Genomic DNA, 20,937 nt, shown 5'->3' with positions numbered 1-20,937 from the left:
AGCTCCGGCGGAAATACCGAAAACCATGCGAAAGCTCGAACTCCGCCATATTCACGCATTCGTTTGTGTCGCGAAGCATCTTCACTTCTCCCGCGCCGCGGATGAATTAGGCATCGCCGCCCCAACGCTAACCAAGCTGATCCAGGAAGCGGAACGGTTGCTCGGTGTGCGGCTCTTTCATCGCACCAAGCGGTCGGTGACATTGAGCGCGGCCGGCAGCGCCTACCTCGCCGAAGCGCTCAGCGCGCTTGACCACCTCACGCGCGGCGAAGAGCGCGCGATTCTCGCCGAGCGCGGCGAGTTGGGCAGGATCGAAGTCGGCTACGTCGCTTCGGCTGCCTATGCGGGCGTATTGCAACGGGCGGTCGGCGGCTTTCGCTCCAGGTATCCGGGCGTCGATGTCTCCATTCGCGAGGTGCCGATGGACGGCGCGGCCGAGATGCTGCGCGATGGCCTGCTCGACGCAGCCTACGTCCGCCCGCCGATGCCACTCGTCGACGGTATTCAGGCAAGCACCGTGCACCGCGATACGTTCGTCCTCGCGCTGCCGGAAAATTGCGCACTCGCCCGTTTACCCGACATTAAACCCGCGCAACTGCACGATCAGTGTTTCGTGCTGCCGGAACAGGAAGCCGGTACCTTCGAAGTCGCACGGCGCGGGCGTTTTTCGCCGCGGCTCGGGTCACGTCCCGGCACGCTCGCGGCGGTGTTGGCCTGCGTATCGCTAGGCGGTAATGTGGCGGTCGTACCGCATACCCTCGCTGATTGCATCGCGTTGCCGGGCGTCGTCTACCGAGGCATCGCCGGCAAACCTATCGCCTCGGAAATTGCCATTGCCTATCGAAAGTTCGAACGGGCGGCGGCTGTGCGCGCATTTCTCGAGTTCGCACAGGGCAGCTAAAACCGCCCGCGCTACCCTCGCGCCACCTTTCGTTATATCCTCTCGAATATCACGGTATGCTTTTGTGCAGCGCGGCAACTCGCCCGCCGATCGCGTACGACGAAGCGAAACAAGCAAGCAGGAGCCAGCAGCAGTGCCTAGTCGACCCACATTGCGACCCACCTCGTCCGACCCGGCGGGGCGCCGCCCGAAAGAACTTCCGTCGACCATCGTCGCGGTGAAGTCGGCGTCCGAACGTGGCCGCGCCGAACTGATCCGCGACGTCGTCGATGCTTACCGGCGCCTTTACGGCAGCGTGCAGCGCTTCGTGCTGATGCTGGCTGGCGACCAGTTGAACTTCGCGTCGGTGGGCACGTCGGGCTCGCACTCATTGAACCAGTTGCTGTCGATCCTGGCCGAACAGGCCAAGGCGGCGGGTTTTGCCCGTCTGCGCGATCTGAAAGCTTCGATCGAAGAAGCGCGCTCGGCCGAGCAACTTCGCGACGCGATCTTCTCGGATGCGTTCAGCAACGACCTGGCCGCGTTACGCAAGGTGGTGGCGGAACTCGAGCGGCTCGATACCGCGTTTATCGGCCTGTGCGTTGGGCATGTTCTGGATCAGCATGCACGGGCAGCCGGCGGCGCAGAGCCGACCGTCGTCCGTCGTGCCGCCGGCCGCACCACCGCGGCAGCTCCCGCCACCGGTGCTGCCGCCGCTTCTGCCGCTGCTTCTGCCACGGTTTCTGCCGCCGCTTCAGCCACGATCACTCAGCGCAAATCACGCGCTGAGCGGACGCTCGTCCACCCGAACGACTAATTCGTCATTGCCGCATATGAACGTTTTCCTTCGCCGATCGCTATATCTTTTCGAATATATCGCCAGCAGCGCCGGCATGGCGCGGATGTCCAGCAAGCACGTTCAATCAGCCTGACGCCAGATCCGGATTCGAGGTCCTCATGCACACACCGCCGTTTCGTCTCGCCCAGCCTTCGCGCCTCAAACTGTCCGGCGACGAGCTTGCCGGTACCGGCTTGCGCGTGGCCGATCCGTCCTGCACGCCCGCCAAGGTGTCGTTCTCGAACACCAAACGGCGCGCGCGCCTCGCCGAGCTCGATGGCCAACTGCATTGCTCGATCATCGGCACCTGTCTCAGCACGCACGAACTGCGCAAGCTGGTGCCTAAATTCACTGGCCTCGATCGCCGGGACGCGAGCGATCTGGAGATTCATCACTCGGCCGTCGAACTCGCGATCGATGGCGGCGCGGGCGCCAAAGCCCTGCACAAGTTGCTCGACGAGCACTATGCGGCGGCGATCCGCCGCTTCGACAAAGCCGCCGACGACGTCGAACTGCTGAAGCTCTGGGACGAAGCGCTGAAAAGCGGCGAGATCCCGCCTGCTTACTGGGCTTTGATGACGCATCCGTGCGCGACCCTGCATGTGCGCCAGAAAGCGTTCGGCGAATTGCACATGCTGTCGCATCTGGTCGGCGCGGCGAATCGCGCGGACATCCGCAGGCTGGTTGCGCTCGAAGCGGAAAACGCCGAGTTGAGAGAGAAAGTCGAGCGGCAGCAAAGCCGCTTGCAGGAAATCAGCACGCAGCGCGACGCAGCGATTGCCGCGCTCAGCGAGCAGATCGCGCAACTCACCGCCGCGGCCACGCGCCAGACGCCGGCGGATCCTTGCGATCTGGAAGCGGAGATATCGAAGCTGCGCGACAAGCTCGCCGATAGCGATCAGCGGGTGGCGTTGCATACGAGCCGCCGTGAGGCCGCTGAACAGCGCACGCTGCAGGAACAAGGCGCTGCACTCGCGTTACGCAAGAGCCGCGATCAGGCGTTGGCGCAGCTCCTGTTGGTGCAGAACGAATGCGACGCGCTGGAACGCGCGACGGTGGATGCTGGGGACAACAGCAATGGCGCGCAGACGCGGCAAGCCAGCCTCGACAGCGTGCGCGGCAAACGGATTGTCTACGTGGGCGGCCGCCCCGGCTCGAATGCCGCGCTCAAGCGGCTGGTGGAGGCCGCCGGTGGCGATTTCGTGGTGCACGACGGCGGCGTGGAAGATCGCAAGGGTCTGCTGGCCGCCGCGTTGCCGGGCGCGGATATCGTCGTGTTTCCGGTCGACTGCGTCGATCATGATTCGATGAATACGCTCAAACGGGTGTGCGAGCGCCATCAGATCGACTATCACCCGTTGCGCACGGCAAGCGTGGCGAGCTTTGTCGAATTGGTGGGCCGGCTGCGTCCCGAGCATCTTGCCCAGTTGGGCAATCCGCCGCCCTCGGCGTTTTGTCTGCGCCACGGCTGAGCTGTGAGTAAGGCCGTGCTCAGGAACGAATCAGCCTGGTCAACTCAGCGATCTGTTTCGCGCAGCTTCGTTGAGCCTCGACTTCGACATCGCGGTACAGATGAATGATGCGTTCGCCGACCGGCGTCAGCGTACAACCGCCGCCGCTTTGACCGCCCTGCTCCGAGTGCGTGGCCGGAGTTTTCAGCGAGCGGTTCAGCTCGTCGATCAGCAGCCATGCACGCCGGTACGACATGCCGAGGCTGCGCGCCGCAGCCGAGATCGAGCCGTATTCGCGCACGGCCTCCAGCAGTTCGACTTTGCCCGGCCCGAGCGCAACAGCGTCGCCGCTGCGGATACGCATTCTGAAGCGCACTTCGGGGCGCGGTTTCGCGGATTTTGTCGGGGGGCTTGGTTTGGTTTTCACGGTATCAGCCATGCGCGAAAGCATACACGAACCGCCTCGCGCTGCCATCCTGGCTGAATGGCCTTCAGGGGTGGCCGGGAAAGCAATGTCCATAGTCTTCGCAGCCCGGGCAACCGGGCGCCGGGCCGGGCTGAAGCCCTAAGGAAAGCGCACGTTGCTGGGCGAGGAATTTCTTCCAACGCAGATTATCGACATTCAGCAACACGAGCGCGGGGAAATAGCGCGTCAGCATCCATGTGACTTCTTCCCGGCCCGCAAGACCGAGGTCGCGCCACAGGTGATCCGGCCGCAAGCACGCATGAGCGATGATTGAGGCGAGGCAGCGCACGTCGTTCGTGTCGACGGCGGCGCTGGCATACGTGAGCAGCAGCGCATGCAGCGTTTCGACGAATGTCGCGTGTTCGCTGGTGTCGACGGGTGGCAATCCAGGCAAGGATGCAAACACGGGCGCAGGTGCGTGCACAAAGTGCCGCTCCAGTAGCGCGCGCCACGCGGGCTGAGGCAACCCAAGCAGGGTGAGTTCGTCCCGGACGTCGCGCGCGGCAATCAGCCTGGCGAACAATTGCGTATCGGGTGACGCGGCGTCCGTGGCCGCGGCGAGCCACTTCGCCGTGCGCTCGGCAACCCGCGCATCAAGCGACACAAACAGCGGTTCGCGGCTGGGCGCGGCAGGTTCCGCAACAGGCGAAGGCGGTTCGTCAGACATGGCGGCGGCACGATGAAGAAAATCGAACCATATTACGCCCGTCATTCGAATCACCTACGCCAAAGGCTTCAAAACATGCGCCTCGATACGCGCGAGCCGTTTGACGTGGCGTGGCGCGGGCAGAATGTCCGAACCGGAAAACAGAATCGGCGCACCGTCTTCAGCATTTAGCGCGCGGCCATCGCATCCGTAAGCAACCAGCACGTTCTCGCCGACCGGCGTGTTGAACAGTTCATGCCACGAGAATGTCACGACGTAGCCATCGTGCCCCACCGCCACGAACACCGTACGCTTGAACTCGCCCGGCACCTCATTCGGCAAACCCGCTTCCGAGATCAAGGTCGTCAGACGCACACCGCGGTATGGCTCAACGCTGCGGATGAACCGATTCGTCGTGTAGCAACGCAGATCGAATGGCCTGGCTAGCACGCTTTCGTAACGCTTGAGCCGCTCGAGGTCGAAAGACAGCGTCCGCTGGAACCGTCCACTCAGGACAAGCGCGCTTTCAACGGCAGGCGCGGCAATCACATTCACACTATCCATACGCGGTTATCTCCAGCATTGAGGCCTGAGCGGCTTGTTCACTCGTTATTTCCGTGTGTATATTACGCTGCGATAGACGCCTCGGTGCAAAAGCGTATCGATACGCAATATATCGCCAGGCATATCGGCCACTCCGCCGGCGTCGTCCACATCTATTGACCACACGGAGTGCGCAGCGACCCACAACGCAATGCGATGACGTCGTAATATAGCGCTCTTAATAACGTACCGGGGTTAATCGCATGATTCGCAAGCTGCTTGCTTCTTTCGTGGTCGCCGCCGGCCTGGCGACGGTCGCGCCCGCCTTCGCGCAGGACGACACGGTCAACGTGCTGTACGCCGGTTCGCTCGTCAATCTGATGGAGCGCAGCGTGGGGCCGGCCTTCGAAAAGGCCACCGGCCAGCACTTCCGCGGCTATGCAGCGGGCTCGAACAAGATCGCCAACGAGATCAAGGGCAAGCTGCGCCGCGGCGACGTGTTCATCAGCGCGAGCCCGAAGGTGAACACCAGCCTGATGGGTCAGGCGAACGGCGACCACGTCACGTGGTACGTGAACTTCGCCGAATCGCCGTTGATGATCGGCTATAACCCGCAAAGCAAGTTTGCTGCGGACTTCAAGAACAAGCGCTGGGATCAGGTGTTGCAGGAGCCGGGCATCCGTATCGGCCGTACCGATCCGAAGCTCGATCCGAAAGGTGCATTCACCGTCGAGATGATGACCAAGGCCGCGGATCTGTACCATCAGACGGACCTTGTCGAGAAGACGCTGGGCGACGCGGAAAATCGCGAGCAGGTTTTGCCTGAAGAAACGCTGGTGGGCCGCCTGCAATCCGGCCAGCTCGATGCCGGCTTCTTCTATTCGACCGAAACGTCCGACCTGAAAATTCCGGCGCTCCGTCCGGCGCCCGAATTGCAGGCCAAAGCGAGCTACACGCTGACGATCCTCAGCGATGCACCGAACCATGCGGGTGCGAGCAGCTTCGTCGACTTCCTGCTGAGCGCGCAAGGCCGCGCGTTGCTCAAGCAACACGGCGTGGACGTCATCAAACCGACCGTTACCGGCAATGTGCAAGCCATGCCGCCTTCGGTGCAAGCCGTGATCGACGCCGCGCAATAAAGCGGTGGAACAGGCGGTGAAACAGGCGGTGAAGCGCTCCGCCGCGCGACCCCTGCTGTGGCTGGCCGCGCTGCTTGCCGTCTATTTGTGCGCGCCGTTTATCGCGAGCGTGCCGCAACTCGGCGCGGCCGATTGGCCGCATGTCGATTGGCGCGCGGTGTGGTCGGCGGTCGGCATATCGGCGGCGAGCGCCAGCGTGGCCTCGTTCGTGATTCTGCTCGGCGGCGTGCCGCTCGGCTATTTTCTGGCGCGCTCGAACTCGCGCAAGATGGCGCTGCTCGGCTTCGTCGTGCAGTTACCACTCGCCTTGCCGCCACTCACGAGCGGCGTGCTGCTGCTGTTTCTGCTTGGGCCCTATAGCTGGGTCGGCCGCTTCACCAGCGGGGCGCTAACAGATTCGTTTGCCGGCATCGTGCTCGCGGAAATCTTCGTGGCCGCGCCCTTCCTGATCATCGCCGCGAAATCGGCGTTCACCGCCGTGGACCCCGTGCTCGACGACGTGGCCGCGACGCTCGGCCATCATGCAAGCAGCCGCTTCTTCCGCGTAATGTTGCCGGTTGCCTGGCCGGCGATTCGCGCGGGACTTGCGCTGGCGTGGTTGCGTGCGTTCGGCGAATTCGGCGCGACGGTGATGGTGGCCTATCACCCCTATTCGCTGCCGGTGTACACGTACGTCGTATTCGGTGGCCAAGGCCTGCCGGCGATGATGCCCCTGCTGCTGCCGACGCTCGCGATTGCGATTGTCTGCGCGGCGTTGTCGATTTATAGCCTTCGGCAGAAAACCTCGTTTGAACAAACCGAAAACGGCGACGACTCGCTGGAACCCGGCACGGATCTGACGGCACGCCGGGGCGAAACTTCCGATCGTCGTCTAGCCTTTCATTTGCAGCGCCGCTTGGGCGCGTTCGAACTCGACATAGCGTGGACGCCTGCCACGCGACGGCTTGCGATCATCGGCCCGTCGGGCTCCGGCAAATCACTGGCATTACGTCTGATTGCAGGGCTCGAATCCAACGCATCCTGTTCCGTTCGGCTCGGCGCAACTGACTTGAGCGCGCTGCCGCCCGAGCGCCGCCAGATCGGTTATATGCCGCAAGATTACGGTTTGTTCCCGCACATGACGGTGGCGCAGCAACTCGCGTTTCCCGTCGACGCCGATGCAGCCAGCGCACGTTACTGGCGCGATCATCTCGGCCTCGCGCAACTGGTTGCGCGCTTGCCGCATCAATTGTCGTTCGGTCAGCGGCAACGTGTGGCGCTGGCGCGGGCGCTCACGCGTCATAGCGAATTGCTGCTGTTCGATGAGCCGTTCGCTGCACTCGATACGCCGCGGCGGCGTCGCTTGCAACAGTCGCTGCGGGCGTTGCAGCGCGAGATTGCGGCGGTGACCATCATCGTCACGCACGATCCCGACGAAGCGGCTTTACTTGCCGACGAGGTTCTGGTTGTCGAACAGGGGCGCGTGCTGCAGGCGGGTTCCATCGATGGGGTGTTCGAACGGCCGGCTTCGATGCGGGTTGCCGAATTGCTCGGTTTGCACAACGTCGGCGAAGGTTTGATGGCCGCGCCTGGGCGAGTTGAGATTGGCAATGGGTTGACGATCGCGACCGGAGATAGCGGTTTTGCTATTCCTGCCGGGCAACGGGTGATGTGGCGCATCTCGTCCCACGCCGTGGTTATTTCGTCCGGTGGCCCCTATGCCGGCATGGTCGATGCGGTTGAGTTACGTCGCGGCGAGCGGTATGTCCGCCTGAATATCGCGGGGGTGCGCTTCGACATCGCGAACGAAGATGCCCGGTTGCGGGAAGGCAGCCCTTGCCGGATTGATATTGACGGTTCCGGCGTGTCGGTCTGGATTGTGAGCTGACGCGTCGTTTGGTTTGGCTCTGGCAGCGGCATGACGGCCCGGCCTCCGCCGTTGCCGGAAACAGACATCCGTCTAAGCCTCACCCGCGTGAGCCCTCTTCCGGACTTCGGAAAACGCCATATCCACGAGCAGTTTTCCAGAATCGAAAACGGTGACGAGCGCCTCGTCCCAATCCCCTTCAACAGTGCGGTCATCCCACACCACCGGCAACGTCACCGTCCGATACTCGCCTGTGTGACGGTTCACCAGCAACGTAAGCCGCCCTTTCATCGACCGCTTGCCTGCATCCGTGACCGGGTCCTTGTGTACGTCATGCCATTCGTCCCCAAGCCGGATGGCCGAACACTTCATGGCGAACCGCTGTGTATCGCGGTTGATCTGCTGCAACAAAGCGCCCCCCATGCCGAAGACGATGTTGTCGGCCGCAAAGCCGGCCTCATCCATGCCCGCCAGGATCGCCTCGATCGAATCCGGATTCACGCCATCGCCCTGAATCACGCGCACGTGATTGAGCACGCGCCGCCCCTTGCCGTTCACCGTCGAGCCGAACGACGCCTCGAGCGCCCGCATGGTCTGCAGGACAATCGTCAGCGGATCGCCGGAGTCAGGCCGGATCACCAGCGTGCCGCCAGAATCGAGCACCGCCTGCTTTAACTCCGTGCCCCATACCTCGAGCGCGGCGAACAGGTCGTAGGAATCGGACACCACCGAAACGATCGCCCCCGGCTTGCCGAACTTCTCGATCATGTTGCGGAATGCGTCGGTTTCACGCTCGCGCCCCCATGATGTGATCGTGCTGTGCTCCGCGGCCGGCACCGAAAACGCCGCCATTGGCTCGTTGTAGTAGTGGTTCGCCGCAACCACGCCAAGCACCGTGTCCGAGCCCATGAAGCTGACAAGATGCGCCGAGCCGCCAATCGCCGCCGACTCCGCGCTCGACACCCCGCGCGCGCCGAAATCGTGCAGTTTGAATGGCAACTGCGTGAGGTCGTCGCTGCTTTTCTCCAGATACGCGCGGATCGTATTGCGCAGATGCCAGCTTTGCGTCGCGACTGTAATCGGATACCACACGCGCATCAGCATCGTTTCCAGATACGAGGCCAGCCAGAACACCTGCGGATCGTCGCATTCGACCGTAACCAGAACGTTGTGCGTGGGCACGACCGAGCCTTCCGGCACCGCGCGAATCCGCACCGGCAGATAGCCGTCGTAGTGTTCGACGATGTAACGCCAGCCGGCTTCGTTGAACGGTTCGCCATGCGCCGTGAAAAACGCCTTCGCCTGCTCGATCATCCCGGCGGTAATGGGGCGGCACAGATACTCCTTGATCAGCATCTGAAGGCCAAAGAACAGCGTGCGGTCATAACGTCCGCCGCGCGACTCGATGTATGAAAACATCGCCGACGCTTCCGGCGGATATTGCAGGTAGTGCGACGCCTTGTACGAATCCGTGTTGAGGATCGGATTGGACAGGATCGACGCCATGTCGATGAACGGATTTATATCGTTTTGCATGGATGATGTTGCGCTCGTGCGGATCGCTCAAAGGTAATCAGGCGGGTTGGGTTTTTGCCGTTGATCGCCGCTCATTGCGGCTTGCACCGTAAGAATAACTACACGATACACCGTCAAAACACGCCCGGAATCACCCTGAACCGCACCTTACCTCTGTACGTCCGATACCGCTCGTCGTCGGACAGGAGCCGCTCCTCCCGCACAATGCGTCCTACCTGCAGCGCAAACTGGCATCCGTAGACGATCACGTTCTGAATCCCGAAGTTCGCCAGCAAAAAACCAATGTCCGTCACGAAATACCCCAGGTACATGGGATGACGCACGAACCGGTAAGCCCCGCGGGAAACAACCCCGCGATTGGCGGGCAAAATGCCGAACGACCTGCGCAACGAGACCTTCGCGAACAATTGCCAGAAAATCCCCAGCAATTGCAACGACGCGCCGGCCGTCTCTGGAATAAGTTGAGTGCCGGGCGAAAGCCGCACAGCAAGAAAATAGAACGTGCCGCCCACCGAGCAGATGAAAGCGAAAGGCGTCCAGTCACGGTGGATGGGCACCCGCGCGAATAGCGACAACCCCAAGGTCATGAACGCACTTACCACGAGCAGCAGCAAGGTGATCCGTGTGGGCGCCGCGAGCCATTGCTTGACCGCCGCGTAAGTGAAGATGCTCAACATGAGCGCCGCGGCAGCGCGTGCGAGGATTTCGGTCAACGCTTCGCGCATGCCGCCAGCCGGCGTCACGTCGTCCAGATCGTCTACGCGAGGTACTGCTCCCGCCGGATCGCCGTTCTCGGCATCCTGCAGACGGCCCGCACTATCGAATTCCCGTGAGGATGTGGTCTTTGTCATGGCATACTCATTTCGATATGCGAATTATTTTTCAAGCCCGCTGCATAAAGGCTTCCGGTCCGTCAGTGTCGCAGCGTAGCAGCCACACCAGCCGAATGTCCATATCATGCCACGCTCGCCCGAATTCAATTCCGGCGAGCGAGTCGCGGTGATCGGATTGGCTCAGTGCCCCGGCTTCAGTTGCGGCGGCACGGTCGGCCGCGCAGCGAACAGGCGGCCGAGCATCCCTTTGCGGGGCTCGGCGATGGGCGGCCACAGCATATCGGAGAGCAGGCGGATGCCTTGCGCCAGCGCGCTGTCGTGGGCGGAAGTGACGAGCGGCACACTGCGGTTGAGCGCCTCGTCGACCTGCTTTTCGTCACGCGGAAGCTGGTGCGCGACCTTCGCGCCGAGCGTCCGTTCGAGCGTCGGCAGGTTGATGCACGCGTTCTTGTCGTATTGATTCACCACAACCCGCACCTTGCCGGGCGGATAGCCCAATTCCTTGAAAATATCGAGCATCCGGCGGCCGCCGTGCAGGTAAAGCAGGTTTTGCCGCACCACCATGCAGATTGCATCGCTGTGATCGAGTGCATGGATCGTCACCGAATTGAGGCTTTGGCCGATGTCGATCAGCACCGCGTCGTACCGCTCGCGCGCCAGCGTGAGAATCTGCTTCAGTTGCTCGGGCCGCAGTTCGGCGGCCTTCAGCGGGTCGCCGGCCCCCGCCAGCACGTCGAGGTTCGCGTGGACGTGCATCACGCAGGCGTCCAGCAAAGCGGCGTCGAGCTGGTCGATCCGCGAGCACAGATCGAAGAGCGTCGCGGGTGGCGGTTTGTTGGCCATGAGCAGGCTGGCGTCGGCGAATTGCTGGCTGAGATCGATCAGCAACACGCGCCTGTCGCGCAGTGCGGCGAGCGACCACGCGAGATTTACAGCGATCAGCGTGGTGCCGCTGCCGCCCTTGCACGATGCGAACGAGACGACCCGCCCGGCACGGCGCACGCCCGCACTTTTTTTCGCGGCGATATGCGTGAGCACGGTGGCGATCTTGTATGCATCCAACGGCCATGACAGCACATGCCGCACGCCGACGCGCATCGCCGCGGTCAGCAAAGCAGCGGACGGCGCCTGCGTAACCAGAATGCAATGCAAAGCAGGCGAGCAGGCCAGCGCCTCCTCGACGCCGTCCAGCTCGTGCGCGCTCAGATCGACGTCGTCGACGATCAGCAGGTCGGCGCTCCTGATTGCGCGGGCGTGCGTGCGCAGTTGCCGCGCCGTGCAGTAAGCGGTGCGCAGGCGATACTCCAAGCCGCTTTCTTCGAGGCGCGCGACGATATGCGGCATGCGCTCGGCGCTGGACGAAATCAGGAAGATGTCGATCATGTCGGGTCTCCGCCGGACTAAGGCCTTCCCGTAGGCAAGGCCGCATCGATAACAGTCGACATTCAGGTGTAGTCGTCGGGATCGGATTGGTAGATATCCAGAGCCCGATCGTGGCCTCGTTCGGTCGAAACCGGGATCTCGTAGATCGCCTCGCGCAATACGTCGCGTTGGATCTCGGCCTGAGCCTTGCGTTTCATCGCCTCGGCGATCACCAGCGTGAGCAGGTCGGCCGACGGCGCGGCGAACAAGGGTCGCTGCCGCGCAAAGTGAAGTTGGTAGGAGAAACCGGCGCCGTGCGCCGTGGTGTGCTGGTCCAGCCGCAATGCAACCGGCTTGCTGATCGTTTTCATGACACCCCCCGCTTGATTCCGCTTGATGGGCCATTCAAGGCCGTATCCAGGTAAGCCGTGCCCGCGCTAGTGCGCGGGCACGGCGCCCGGTTCACCTCGTAGCGTGCGCCCCTCTATGGAGACTCAGGCCGTTCCTCCCCGCTTCTTCGCGCCGGCCGGTCCTTACCGTGCGCTGCCCCTTCCCTGTTTTGTACGTCGCGTGCCCGCAAATTGCCCGAGCGCGGTGCCTGTCATTCTTGCGGTCGACTTCGGCCATCCATTTCGGCCGTCGACTTCGAGTCCGTCCAATATGACGGAAAAAGTGGCGAGGTCAGTGCTTCACGTTGTCCGGTGACGAATGGCCGATACCCCGTATCGATCATTCACCCCGTTTTTTTTGACATCCGTTTTTCAGTGGCCCCGCCGCACCCTCGCAAGACACATCGGCTTCCCCGGCCGTGCTCACGAAGACTATGTTTGCCGCCGGGCTCCGGCTGCTGCTTCCCCGAGCCTCAGAAACCAGGCGGCAACGCATTTCCTTGTGAGGCTCCTATTGCAATGGCTGTGCCATGCACCTTCAATCCCTTGTCGCACCGTGATTTTCGCTGCAACGCGTCTCGCCGGACCCGGCCTTTCGTCACACTTGATTCGGATTCGACACGCGAGGGGTTCACCCGCTAACGCAGTGCGGAAGGATCTCCCTGTTTGCAGGACCGGACGCTCGCTTCTTCGGACCACGTCCGGCCGCGCTTTGCGGCGTAGCCCGGTCAAATATGCCGATGCTTCGGGCCACGAAGCAGCCTTGGCAGCCGCTGCCCAATGTGTCGCAAGCTTGAGACACGGTGATTCGACGGCGCGGCATCCGTGGCACGCATGACCGCCATGCGATTTGCAATCGCTATGTGGGATTCCGCACATAGTCGCGGTTGCCCCACCATTTTTGAACGGCAAGCACGCACATCAAAGCGGGAAAAACGTTTCTGAATCCAGATTTGTTTGTATGGCGCTCGAAAGCGCTTTCGCTTATCGTTAAGCCATGCGCCACGTAGAGCGCCTCTGTCAGACCACAAGGCGAAACACGGCTTTTGTGATTCGGGGATGAAATAGTCGGGCGGTTTCAGCGTTGAACGCTGTTCTGCTAGCTGTCCGAAGTGCAGCGGCTCACGCCGCCGCATGCCCCCGCCATTGCCGCTACCGTGAAATTGTCATTGCCGGTCTGTCCAGTTCGTCGAAGAGCAGTTCTGAGAGCCGCAACAACCCGGGGGTCACATGAACACGACTTGCACGCCTGCCGACACCGAACGCACCGTTCTATACGTGGCGAACTCGCCCGATCGGGATCTGGCCAGCTTCCTGGCCGTATCCGGCTGGCAAGCGGTGCACGCCAAAAGCACGGCAATCGCCGAACGCATGATCGAGCGCGACAACATCAAGGTCGGCCTCGTCGAATTGCCCGGTGACTGCACGTCCCAGCATTTGTCCGCTCTCGCCTCCTGCATGCGCCGCGTCGAAACCAATTGGGTCGCGCAGATCGCGCCGGGCCAGTCGGACGACGAACTGGTCAGCCGCTTCATCCTCGATTATTGCTTCGATTTCGTGACCCGGCCCTGGCTGAACGAGCGGCTGGTATTCGCGCTCGGCCACGCGCACGGGCTGTCGAGCCTGCGGCATCCGCCGACCGCCCCCGAGCCTTCGCTCGGCCGGCACGGCATGGTTGGGCAATGCGAGGCAATGCAGCAGTTGTACCGGCGCATCGACAAATGCGGCGTGACCGACGCGCCAGTGTTCGTCGCCGGCGAATCGGGCACCGGCAAGGAACTGACCGCCCGTGCGATTCATGAGCGCTCGCCGCGCGCCGGCCGGGCGTTCGTCGCGATCAATTGCGCGGCCATTCCGCCGAGCCTGCTGCAAGCCGAATTGTTCGGCCACGAGCGCGGCGCCTTTACCGGCGCCTTGCAACGCAAGATCGGCCGGATCGAAAGCGCCAATGAAGGCACCCTTTTTCTGGATGAAATCGGCGACATGCCGCACGAATGCCAGGCGGTGCTGCTGCGCTTCCTGCAGGAAGGCACCATCGAACGGCTGGGCGGCAATGGGCAAATCAACGTCGACGCACGGGTGATTTCGGCGACCCACGTCGATCTGGACAAAGCCGTCGAAGACGGCCGCTTCCGCGCCGACCTGTATCACCGCCTGTGCGTGCTGCGGCTCGTCGAGCCGCCCTTGCGCGAGCGCGGCGGCGACATCAAGCTGCTCGCCAACTATGCGCTCAGCATGTACCGGCAGGACGGCGCGCGTAAATTGCGCGGGCTGTCGAGCGACGCGATCGTCGCCATGTCGAACTATCCGTGGCCGGGCAATGTACGCGAGCTGATCAACTGCGTGCGCCGGGCCGTGGTGATGAGCGAGGGCCGCTTTATCACGGCAAGCGACCTCGGCCTGCCGGAATCCGACAACGGACCGGCCGTGACGCTGGCGGAGATCCGCAGCAAGGCCGAAAAGGACGCCATCGAGCACGCGTTGCAGCGGCACGGCTACAAATTGTCCGAGGCCGCGGCCGAACTCGGCATTTCGCGGGCCACGCTGTATCGCCTGATGCACGCGAGCCGGCTGCATCAGGACCCGGCGGCCGGACGCGCGTCGCACGCCGACGGCGGTGCGGATGCCGACGACGAGGCAGAGCGGCAGGCGCCTTCGCTGGTTTGACCTCGCTGGTTTGGCCTCGCTGGTTTGACCTCGCTGGTTTGACCTCGCTGGTTTGACCTCGCTGGTTTGACCTAAGACCGCCTGAACGGGCAAACCCCGGCAAATATTGCCGCGACCGCGCCGCCTGGCGCGGCTCGGCCGGCCTTGCGTCGTAACCGCCTATCGGTTCTCCCTTGGCGTTGCTATGCTGAAAGCCGTTCATCCACCCTGGAGTGGACTTGGCCGATCAGCACGCCCCGGCGCTCGTGCGCCGCCCTTCCTCCACGCTCCCCGCCCAGGCGAGCCCGTGCGACGCGCTCGCCATCCACACTCAGCCCCTCAGCTTCGATCACCCGTGCCGGCGCAAAAAGCTCGCACTCGCCGCGACCATCCTCGGTTCGAGCATGGCGTTCATCGACGGCTCCGTGGTCAACGTCGCGCTGCCGTCGATCCAGACCGAACTGGGCGCGAGCGTCGCGGCGATCCAGTGGGTCGTCAACGCGTATCTGCTGTTTCTCGGTGCGCTGGTGCTGGTGGGCGGCTCACTGGGCGACAAGCTCGGCCGGCGCACTGTGTTCATCGCGGGAATCGGCTTGTTCACGCTGGCCTCGATCGGCTGCGGCCTGGCGCCTGGCGTCGGCGCCCTGATCGCGGCGCGCGCCGCGCAAGGCATCGGCGCGGCGCTGCTGGTGCCGAGCAGTCTCGCCATCATCGGCGCGGTATTCGACGACAAGGAGCGCGGCAAGGCGATCGGCACCTGGGCCGGCGTGGGCGCGATCACGTCGGCGGTCGGGCCGGTGGCGGGCGGCTGGCTCGTCGATGCGTTTTCGTGGCGGGCGATTTTCTTTCTGAACGTACCGATTGCGTGCGCAACCATCGCGCTGGCGGTCGTCGCCGTGCCGGACAGCCGGCAGGAAAAAGACCCATCGCACCTGGACCCTGCGTCCAAAGGACTAGCGCTGCCCAGGCTCGACTGGCCGGGCGCCGCCACAGCCGCCGCAGGGCTCGCCGCGTTGACCTACGGCCTGACCATCGCCTCGGCGCGCGGCTTCGGCGACCGCTGGGTGCTGGCGTCGATCCTCGGCGGCCTCCTGGTGCTGTCCGGTTTCGTCGTGCTCGAAGCGAAGACCCGCAATCCGATGATGCCGCTCGACGTGTTCCGTTCGCGTGACTTCGTCGGTGCGAATCTCGTCACGCTGCTGCTTTACTTCGGGCTGGGCGGCGCGCTGTTCTTCCTGCCGTTCACGTTGATCCGCGCGTATGGCTATAGCGCGACCGAGGCAGGCGCCGCTCTGCTGCCGGTGCCGGTCACGATCGGCCTGTTGTCGCGCTTCACCGGTGGCCTGACGAGCCGATACGGCGCACGGGCCCTGCTGGGCATCGGGCCGGTGATCGCGGCGGTCGGCTTTGCGATGCTCGCGCTGCCCTGGGTCCGCGGCGAATATTGGCGCGGCTTCTTTCCGGCGCTCGTCGTGCTCGGGCTCGGCATGACGATTACCGTCGCACCGTTGACGACGACAGTGATGACATCCGTCTCCGCCGCCCGCACGGGTGTCGCCTCGGGCATCAATAACGCCGTCGCCAGGGTGGCGAGTCTGCTAGCGATCGCAGTGCTCGGGATCGTGTTCGTGTGGTCGCACGATGCGGCGCTCGACGCGCGGCTCGATGCGTCGAACGTGCCGCAAGCGGCGCGTGAGACGGCACGGTTGACGCAAGGCACGATGAATGCGAGTTCGGCGCCGCCGGGCGCAACGGACGCGACGACACGAGCCGAAGTAGCGCGCGCGCAAGCCGAGGCACTCGGGGTTGCCTTGCGGGCGGTAGCGCTGGTATCGGCGATGTGCGCACTGGCCGGCGCGGCGCTCGCGGTGTTGACGATCCACGAGGCTAGCGGAAAAACAGCCGCGCGAGGCTAAGGAGTGAGCCTCGAGACACGGCGCCGCTTGCGATCTGCGCGGGCTTTCATACCGCCATTGAACGCGGCCATTAAATGCCGCGCGCGCCGCTCAACGACAGTTCAGACAGCAGTGAAACGTCGCAGTCGAGCAGTCTCCATACTGATACTCACCTGCTTCTAACAACCGCACCCGATCGGGAGCTTGCACATGACAATTACCTGCTTCATCCGCTATCAGATCGACGCATTCCAACGCGATGCCTTCAACGACTACGCTCGCAACTGGGGCCGCATTATTCCGCGCTGCGGCGGCCATCTGATCGGCTACTTTCTGCCCCACGAAGGGACCAACGACGTCGCCTGGGGATTGATCGCGTTCGACAGCCTCGCCGCGTACGAAACGTATCGGGCGCGGCTGCGCTCCGACGCCGAAGCACGGGAAAATTTCCTGTTTGCGCAGACGAAGCGCTTCATTCTGCGCGAGGAGCGCACCTTCACCGAGGCGGTTGAAGGCACGCTCGGCGTGGCGGCAACGGACTCGGTGGAAGCAACGGAATAGGCATTGCCGGGCCTGAGCGCCCCTATGGTGCGGAGCCAGTGCGCTTTCGCGCCAGCCCTTTTGCCGACGCAGCGCCGCGCGTGGCTGCGTCCGCGCATGGCCGCCTGTCACACGGCGCCTGCCGCCTCAAGCCGCGCGATCTTGCGCGCTACGCCGTGGACGGCGCCCCTGCCAGGCAAGCTTTCTGCTACCTGACGTTACAATTCGGACCAACTGGCCGAACCTCCGCGTGAACACCGATAGCCGCCGCGGATGGAACTTGTACGACTCAACGCGTGTCGGTCCAAGGTCACGCCGCCGCATCGACCCACGCGTCCCGGCATCGCCGTCCGCACCTGGTACCCCGCCTTACACCCTATGCGCAAAAAACTCCACGCCTGGCTTGTCATTTTTCTCCTCCTGAGCGCCTCGCCGGCCTTTGCCGCCGCGGCGCAACCCGCCACCTCCGCATCAGCGGCATCCGGCGCCGCGCCCACCCTGACGCCCGAGCAGGCCCGCCAGGCCCTCAGCGTCCTCAATGACCCGACACGCCGCGCGCAAGTCAGCGACACGCTACAGGCGATCGCCGCAGCGGGCGCACTCAGCGCACCACCTGCCTCTGCGGCCGCGGCTGCGTCGGCACCCGCTGCGGCCAGCAGCGCCAGCGCGCTCGTCCCAGCCGCCTTCCAGTCCAATGGCCTCGCCTCGCAACTGGCGCGTCAGGGCGCGCATTGGGCCGTGCACCTCGGCAAGTCATTGCGCAGTTCCGTCGCCGCGCTGCTCGACGCCGCTTCGGTGCGTGCCTGGTGGCATTGGCAATCGACCAACCCGCAAGCGCGCGGCGTGCTCGGCCAGGTCGCATGGTCGCTGCTCGCGGCACTGCTGCCCGCGCTCGCGCTTGAATGGCTCGCGCGCCGCCTGTTGCGCCGCGCGTACACGGCCCTCGCCGCGCGCCGCGAACGTGGCGATGAAGACGGTGCATCGCAAGCCGACCTGCCAGTCGACGTCCAGCCGCAACCGGCCGATGCGCCGAATGCCGCGCCGCCGCTGCCAGTTTCCCCGGCATCGCCCGATGCAACGGCACAGGCGGCGAAACCCGGCGCGCCCATTACGACGCCTACGCCCGCCACTGGCACCACCGGCAAAGCCACCGAGGCCAAAGGCGAGCAGAAGGCCGTGCATCACCTGACGCTGCTGCAGCGCCTGCCGCGCGCGCTCCTGACGATGGTGCTGCGCCTGTTGCCGCTGGCGGTGTTCGTCGGCGCAGCGAGCGCGCTGATGTCGATCTTCACCGAGGACGGCACGCCGCAAGACCGCGCGCTCGATTCGCTGATCGACATCTACGTGCTGTGCCGCCTGATTGTGATAGTCAGCGGCTTCTTCCTGCAGCCGAGCGCGCCGCGCCTGCGCCTGTTGCGCATGAGCGATGCGTGGGCCGTTTTCGTGCAGCGCTGGATTGTACGGATCGTCGCCGTGGTCGGCGCCGGTTCGGCGATCGCGGAGATCGCACAGTCGCTCGGCCTGAACGACGCGGCGCATCTCGCGCTCATGAAAGTGGTCGCGCTCGCCGGCCACATCATGATCTCGATTCTGATTTTGAAATGCAGGAAGCCGGTCGGCGAATTGATCCGCAGGCGCTTTGCCGCGAGCGAATCGCTGCAAATGTTCGGCAACGCGCTCGCCGATGCGTGGGCAGGGTTCGCGGCCTTCGTGGTGATGGCGCTGTGGTTCGTCTGGGCGCTCGACGTGCAGAACGGCTATCGCACCCTGCTGCATCTCGGCGGCATTACGCTGGCGATTCTGGTGGGCGCGCGGGTCGTCGCGATCGTGATTTTTGGCGCCATGGCGCGGCTATTCAACGTACAGGGCGACGCGGAGAAGTCGCTCGTGCAACAGCATGCCTACCGCTATTACCCGCTGGTGCGGCGGGTCGTCGCGTGGATCATCGGCATCGTCACCGCGCTGGCGCTGCTGCAGGTTTGGGGCGTCGACGTGGGCGAGCTGTTCCGGGCCGGTTCGATCGGCCATCGGCTGGCTTCGGCGCTGGTCACGATCGGGGTCGCCGCGGTGATCGCGCTGGTGGTATGGGAAGGCGCCAACGTGTCGATCGAACGGCGGCTGGACCGCTGGACCACCAGCGGAGACCTCGTGCGCGCCGCACGTCTGCGTACCCTGCTGCCGATGCTGCGCAGCGCGCTCTTTTGCGTGATCGCGCTGGTGGTGGTACTCACTGGCCTGAGCGAACTCGGTGTGAACATCGGGCCGCTGCTGGCCGGCGCGAGTATTTTCGGCGTGGCGCTCGGCTTCGGCTCGCAAAAGCTGGTGCAGGATTTCATCACCGGCATGTTCCTGCTGATGGAAAACGCCATGCAGGTCGGCGACTGGGTCACGCTCGCGGGCGTATCCGGTACGGTTGAATATCTGTCGATCCGCACCGTACGCTTGCGCGGTAGCGACGGTTCGCTCTTCACCGTGCCGTTCAGTTCGGTCACGACGGTGAACAACACCAATCGCGGACTCGGCAATGCTGCGGTGAAAGTGAATATCGTGTTCGGCGAGGACGTCGATCTGGCGATCGCCACGCTGAAGGAAATCGGCGCCGCGTTGCGCGAAGACGAGAAGTTCAAGGACGGCATCCTGTCCGACTTCAGCTTCTGGGGCGTGGATGGCGTGGATGGTTCAGCGGTCACGCTGGCCGGCCAGATCCAATGTCGCGACACCGCGCGCTGGGGCGTGCAGCGCGAATTCAACCGGCGCATTCTCGACCAGTTCAGCGCGCGCAGCATCGAGATCGCGAACCCGCAGCGGCATCTGCTGACGTGGGACCCTGAGAGCGTACCGGCCCAAGTCGAATCGAACGGCGCAGCGGATGACGGTCCCAACGCTGCAGCGAAAGGCAAACCGCCTTCAACGGCGCCTGCCGGCACCTCGCTGAAAGCGGCGGCCGGCAAGGCCGACGCACCGGTTGAAGATCAAGTGCCGGTCGACCCTAAGCCGGCCGGTGGCCCAGGAACGCCAGCAAATCCTGGTTCAACTTCTCCGCATGAGTGAAGTACAGGCCGTGGCCGGCGCCTTCATAGACGTTCAGTGAAGCGCCTTGGATCAGCGCCGCGGTCGGCCGTCCGGTGAGCTCGAGCGGAGCAGAGGCGTCCCGGTCACCTTGCACGACCAGCGACGGCACCCGGATGCGGGCCAGCTCCGCGCGGAAATCGGTGATGGTCTGGATACGGGCGAGTTCGAGCATGGCCTGATGCGAGGTCTGCAGCATCATGCGGATCGTCCAGTCCAGCGGCGCGCGCGACACACCTGGGCCGAAGTACGGTGCGGCATTCGCCTCGATCCAGTCGGGGAAGGAACGGCTCAGCGCGAGGCGGCCCTGCTCGAACAATGCGGCGTCGATCCCGTTGGGGTTGTCTTCGGTTTTCAGCAGATATGGCGTCGCCGCGGGCGCGATGAACGCAATCCGGGCCACGCGTTCCGAACCGTGCCGCGTCAGATAACGCACCACTTCGCCGCTCGCGATCGAATGTGCGACCAGTGTCACGTTGGTCAGATCGAGTGTGCTGAGCACGCTGTCGAGATCGTCGGCGAGCGTGTCGAAGTCGTAGCCACGCCCGGGATCGCTCGAACGGCCGTGGCCGCGGCGGTCATACGCGATGCAGCGGCAGCCGAGGCGCGACAGCGGTTCCATCTGATAGGACCACATGTCGGAATTCAAGGCCCAGCCGGACAGGAACACGAGCGGCGCGCCTTGCCCCCAATCGCGATAGAAAAGGCGCGTGTGATCGGCGGTGCGGATCGTATTGGGATCGTCGGTGAGATACGGTGCGGTCGCGTTCATGGAAGCATCCTTACCTTGGGTCGGAATCGTCGTGCCGTGCTGCCACTTTGCCTGGCGGATGTAGGCAGGTCGATTACCTGAGAGGT

17 protein-coding genes are annotated in these 20,937 nt (G+C 63.9%); 9 read left to right on the top strand and 8 right to left on the bottom strand.

The genetic code is table 11. The annotated features are described in order from the left end of the window. Positions 1 to 25: 25 nt before the first annotated feature. The 3 genes from M0D67_RS16955 (at position 26) to M0D67_RS16945 (ending at position 3,190) form a co-directional block, all read left to right on the top strand. Complete coding sequence (locus M0D67_RS16955) at positions 26 to 901, top strand: LysR family transcriptional regulator (RefSeq protein ID WP_266239230.1); 876 nt, start codon at positions 26 to 28, stop codon at positions 899 to 901. Between the two features lie 133 nt (positions 902 to 1,034). After that, positions 1,035 to 1,697 (top strand): hypothetical protein, encoded by a 663-nt coding sequence (locus tag M0D67_RS16950; RefSeq protein ID WP_266239229.1) that lies wholly within the window; start codon positions 1,035 to 1,037, stop codon positions 1,695 to 1,697. Between the two features lie 140 nt (positions 1,698 to 1,837). Then, positions 1,838 to 3,190 carry a DUF2325 domain-containing protein gene (locus M0D67_RS16945; protein ID WP_266239228.1) on the top strand — a complete coding sequence of 451 codons (1,353 nt, stop codon included), beginning with the start codon at positions 1,838 to 1,840 and terminating at the stop codon, positions 3,188 to 3,190. Between the two features lie 19 nt (positions 3,191 to 3,209). On the opposite strand, the gene M0D67_RS16940 is transcribed toward M0D67_RS16945, so the two are convergent. From M0D67_RS16940 to M0D67_RS16930, 3 genes are read right to left on the bottom strand one after another with little or no spacing between them, the layout of a single operon-like run. Next, the gene (locus tag M0D67_RS16940; protein ID WP_233464923.1) at positions 3,210 to 3,608 is read right to left on the bottom strand and encodes a winged helix-turn-helix domain-containing protein; all 399 of its coding nucleotides are present in this window, start codon (positions 3,606 to 3,608) and stop codon (positions 3,210 to 3,212) included. 52 nt (positions 3,609 to 3,660) lie between these two features. Next, the gene (locus M0D67_RS16935; RefSeq protein WP_266239227.1) at positions 3,661 to 4,302 is read right to left on the bottom strand and encodes a nitrogen fixation protein NifQ; all 642 of its coding nucleotides are present in this window, start codon (positions 4,300 to 4,302) and stop codon (positions 3,661 to 3,663) included. 54 nt (positions 4,303 to 4,356) lie between these two features. Continuing rightward, positions 4,357 to 4,845 carry a molybdopterin-dependent oxidoreductase gene (locus M0D67_RS16930; protein WP_266239226.1) on the bottom strand — a complete coding sequence of 163 codons (489 nt, stop codon included), beginning with the start codon at positions 4,843 to 4,845 and terminating at the stop codon, positions 4,357 to 4,359. A gap of 242 nt (positions 4,846 to 5,087) precedes the next feature. On the opposite strand from M0D67_RS16930, the gene M0D67_RS16925 reads away from it, so the two are divergent. Beyond that, positions 5,088 to 5,963 carry an extracellular solute-binding protein gene (locus M0D67_RS16925; RefSeq protein WP_266239225.1) on the top strand — a complete coding sequence of 292 codons (876 nt, stop codon included), beginning with the start codon at positions 5,088 to 5,090 and terminating at the stop codon, positions 5,961 to 5,963. Positions 5,964 to 5,991: 28 nt separating this feature from the next. Continuing rightward, a complete protein-coding gene (locus tag M0D67_RS16920; protein WP_266239315.1) occupies positions 5,992 to 7,830 on the top strand; it encodes an ATP-binding cassette domain-containing protein in 1,839 nt (612 codons plus the stop codon). Between the two features lie 72 nt (positions 7,831 to 7,902). Here M0D67_RS16920 and M0D67_RS16915 read toward each other — a convergent pair whose 3' ends face one another. From M0D67_RS16915 to M0D67_RS16900, 4 genes are all read right to left on the bottom strand, one after another. Then, positions 7,903 to 9,345 carry a nicotinate phosphoribosyltransferase gene (locus M0D67_RS16915; protein ID WP_154561837.1) on the bottom strand — a complete coding sequence of 481 codons (1,443 nt, stop codon included), beginning with the start codon at positions 9,343 to 9,345 and terminating at the stop codon, positions 7,903 to 7,905. Positions 9,346 to 9,458: 113 nt separating this feature from the next. Further along, positions 9,459 to 10,070 carry an isoprenylcysteine carboxylmethyltransferase family protein gene (locus M0D67_RS16910; protein WP_266239314.1) on the bottom strand — a complete coding sequence of 204 codons (612 nt, stop codon included), beginning with the start codon at positions 10,068 to 10,070 and terminating at the stop codon, positions 9,459 to 9,461. A 288-nt stretch (positions 10,071 to 10,358) separates the two neighbouring features. Further along, positions 10,359 to 11,561, bottom strand: coding sequence for an AAA family ATPase (locus M0D67_RS16905; protein ID WP_266239224.1), 1,203 nt, complete (start codon positions 11,559 to 11,561; stop codon positions 10,359 to 10,361). 62 nt (positions 11,562 to 11,623) lie between these two features. Then, positions 11,624 to 11,911: a hypothetical protein gene (locus tag M0D67_RS16900; protein ID WP_154561831.1), complete on the bottom strand. Its 288-nt coding sequence runs from the start codon at positions 11,909 to 11,911 to the stop codon at positions 11,624 to 11,626. Positions 11,912 to 13,159: 1,248 nt separating this feature from the next. On the opposite strand from M0D67_RS16900, the gene M0D67_RS16895 reads away from it, so the two are divergent. The 4 genes from M0D67_RS16895 to M0D67_RS16880 all read left to right on the top strand — a co-directional run bounded on the left by M0D67_RS16895 (position 13,160) and on the right by M0D67_RS16880 (position 20,061). Continuing rightward, positions 13,160 to 14,596, top strand: coding sequence for a sigma-54 dependent transcriptional regulator (locus M0D67_RS16895; RefSeq protein WP_171927891.1), 1,437 nt, complete (start codon positions 13,160 to 13,162; stop codon positions 14,594 to 14,596). 218 nt (positions 14,597 to 14,814) lie between these two features. Further along, positions 14,815 to 16,491 carry an MFS transporter gene (locus M0D67_RS16890; protein ID WP_171927892.1) on the top strand — a complete coding sequence of 559 codons (1,677 nt, stop codon included), beginning with the start codon at positions 14,815 to 14,817 and terminating at the stop codon, positions 16,489 to 16,491. A 189-nt stretch (positions 16,492 to 16,680) separates the two neighbouring features. Next, on the top strand, positions 16,681 to 17,031 hold the full coding sequence (locus M0D67_RS16885) for an NIPSNAP family protein (RefSeq protein WP_266239223.1): 351 nt from the start codon (positions 16,681 to 16,683) through the stop codon (positions 17,029 to 17,031). A 357-nt stretch (positions 17,032 to 17,388) separates the two neighbouring features. Continuing rightward, complete coding sequence (locus M0D67_RS16880) at positions 17,389 to 20,061, top strand: mechanosensitive ion channel family protein (protein ID WP_266239222.1); 2,673 nt, start codon at positions 17,389 to 17,391, stop codon at positions 20,059 to 20,061. On the opposite strand, the gene M0D67_RS16875 is transcribed toward M0D67_RS16880, so the two are convergent. Next, positions 20,000 to 20,851, bottom strand: coding sequence for an alpha/beta fold hydrolase (locus M0D67_RS16875; RefSeq protein ID WP_266239221.1), 852 nt, complete (start codon positions 20,849 to 20,851; stop codon positions 20,000 to 20,002). The genes M0D67_RS16880 and M0D67_RS16875 overlap by 62 nt on opposite strands. Between the last annotated feature and the right edge of the window lie 86 nt (positions 20,852 to 20,937).

It is taken from the genome of Paraburkholderia sp. SECH4 (assembly GCF_030511745.1).
Lineage (GTDB): Bacteria > Pseudomonadota > Gammaproteobacteria > Burkholderiales > Burkholderiaceae > Paraburkholderia > Paraburkholderia madseniana.
Note: the sequence above shows the minus strand (reverse complement) of the source record. Positions and strands in the feature narration are given on the sequence as shown.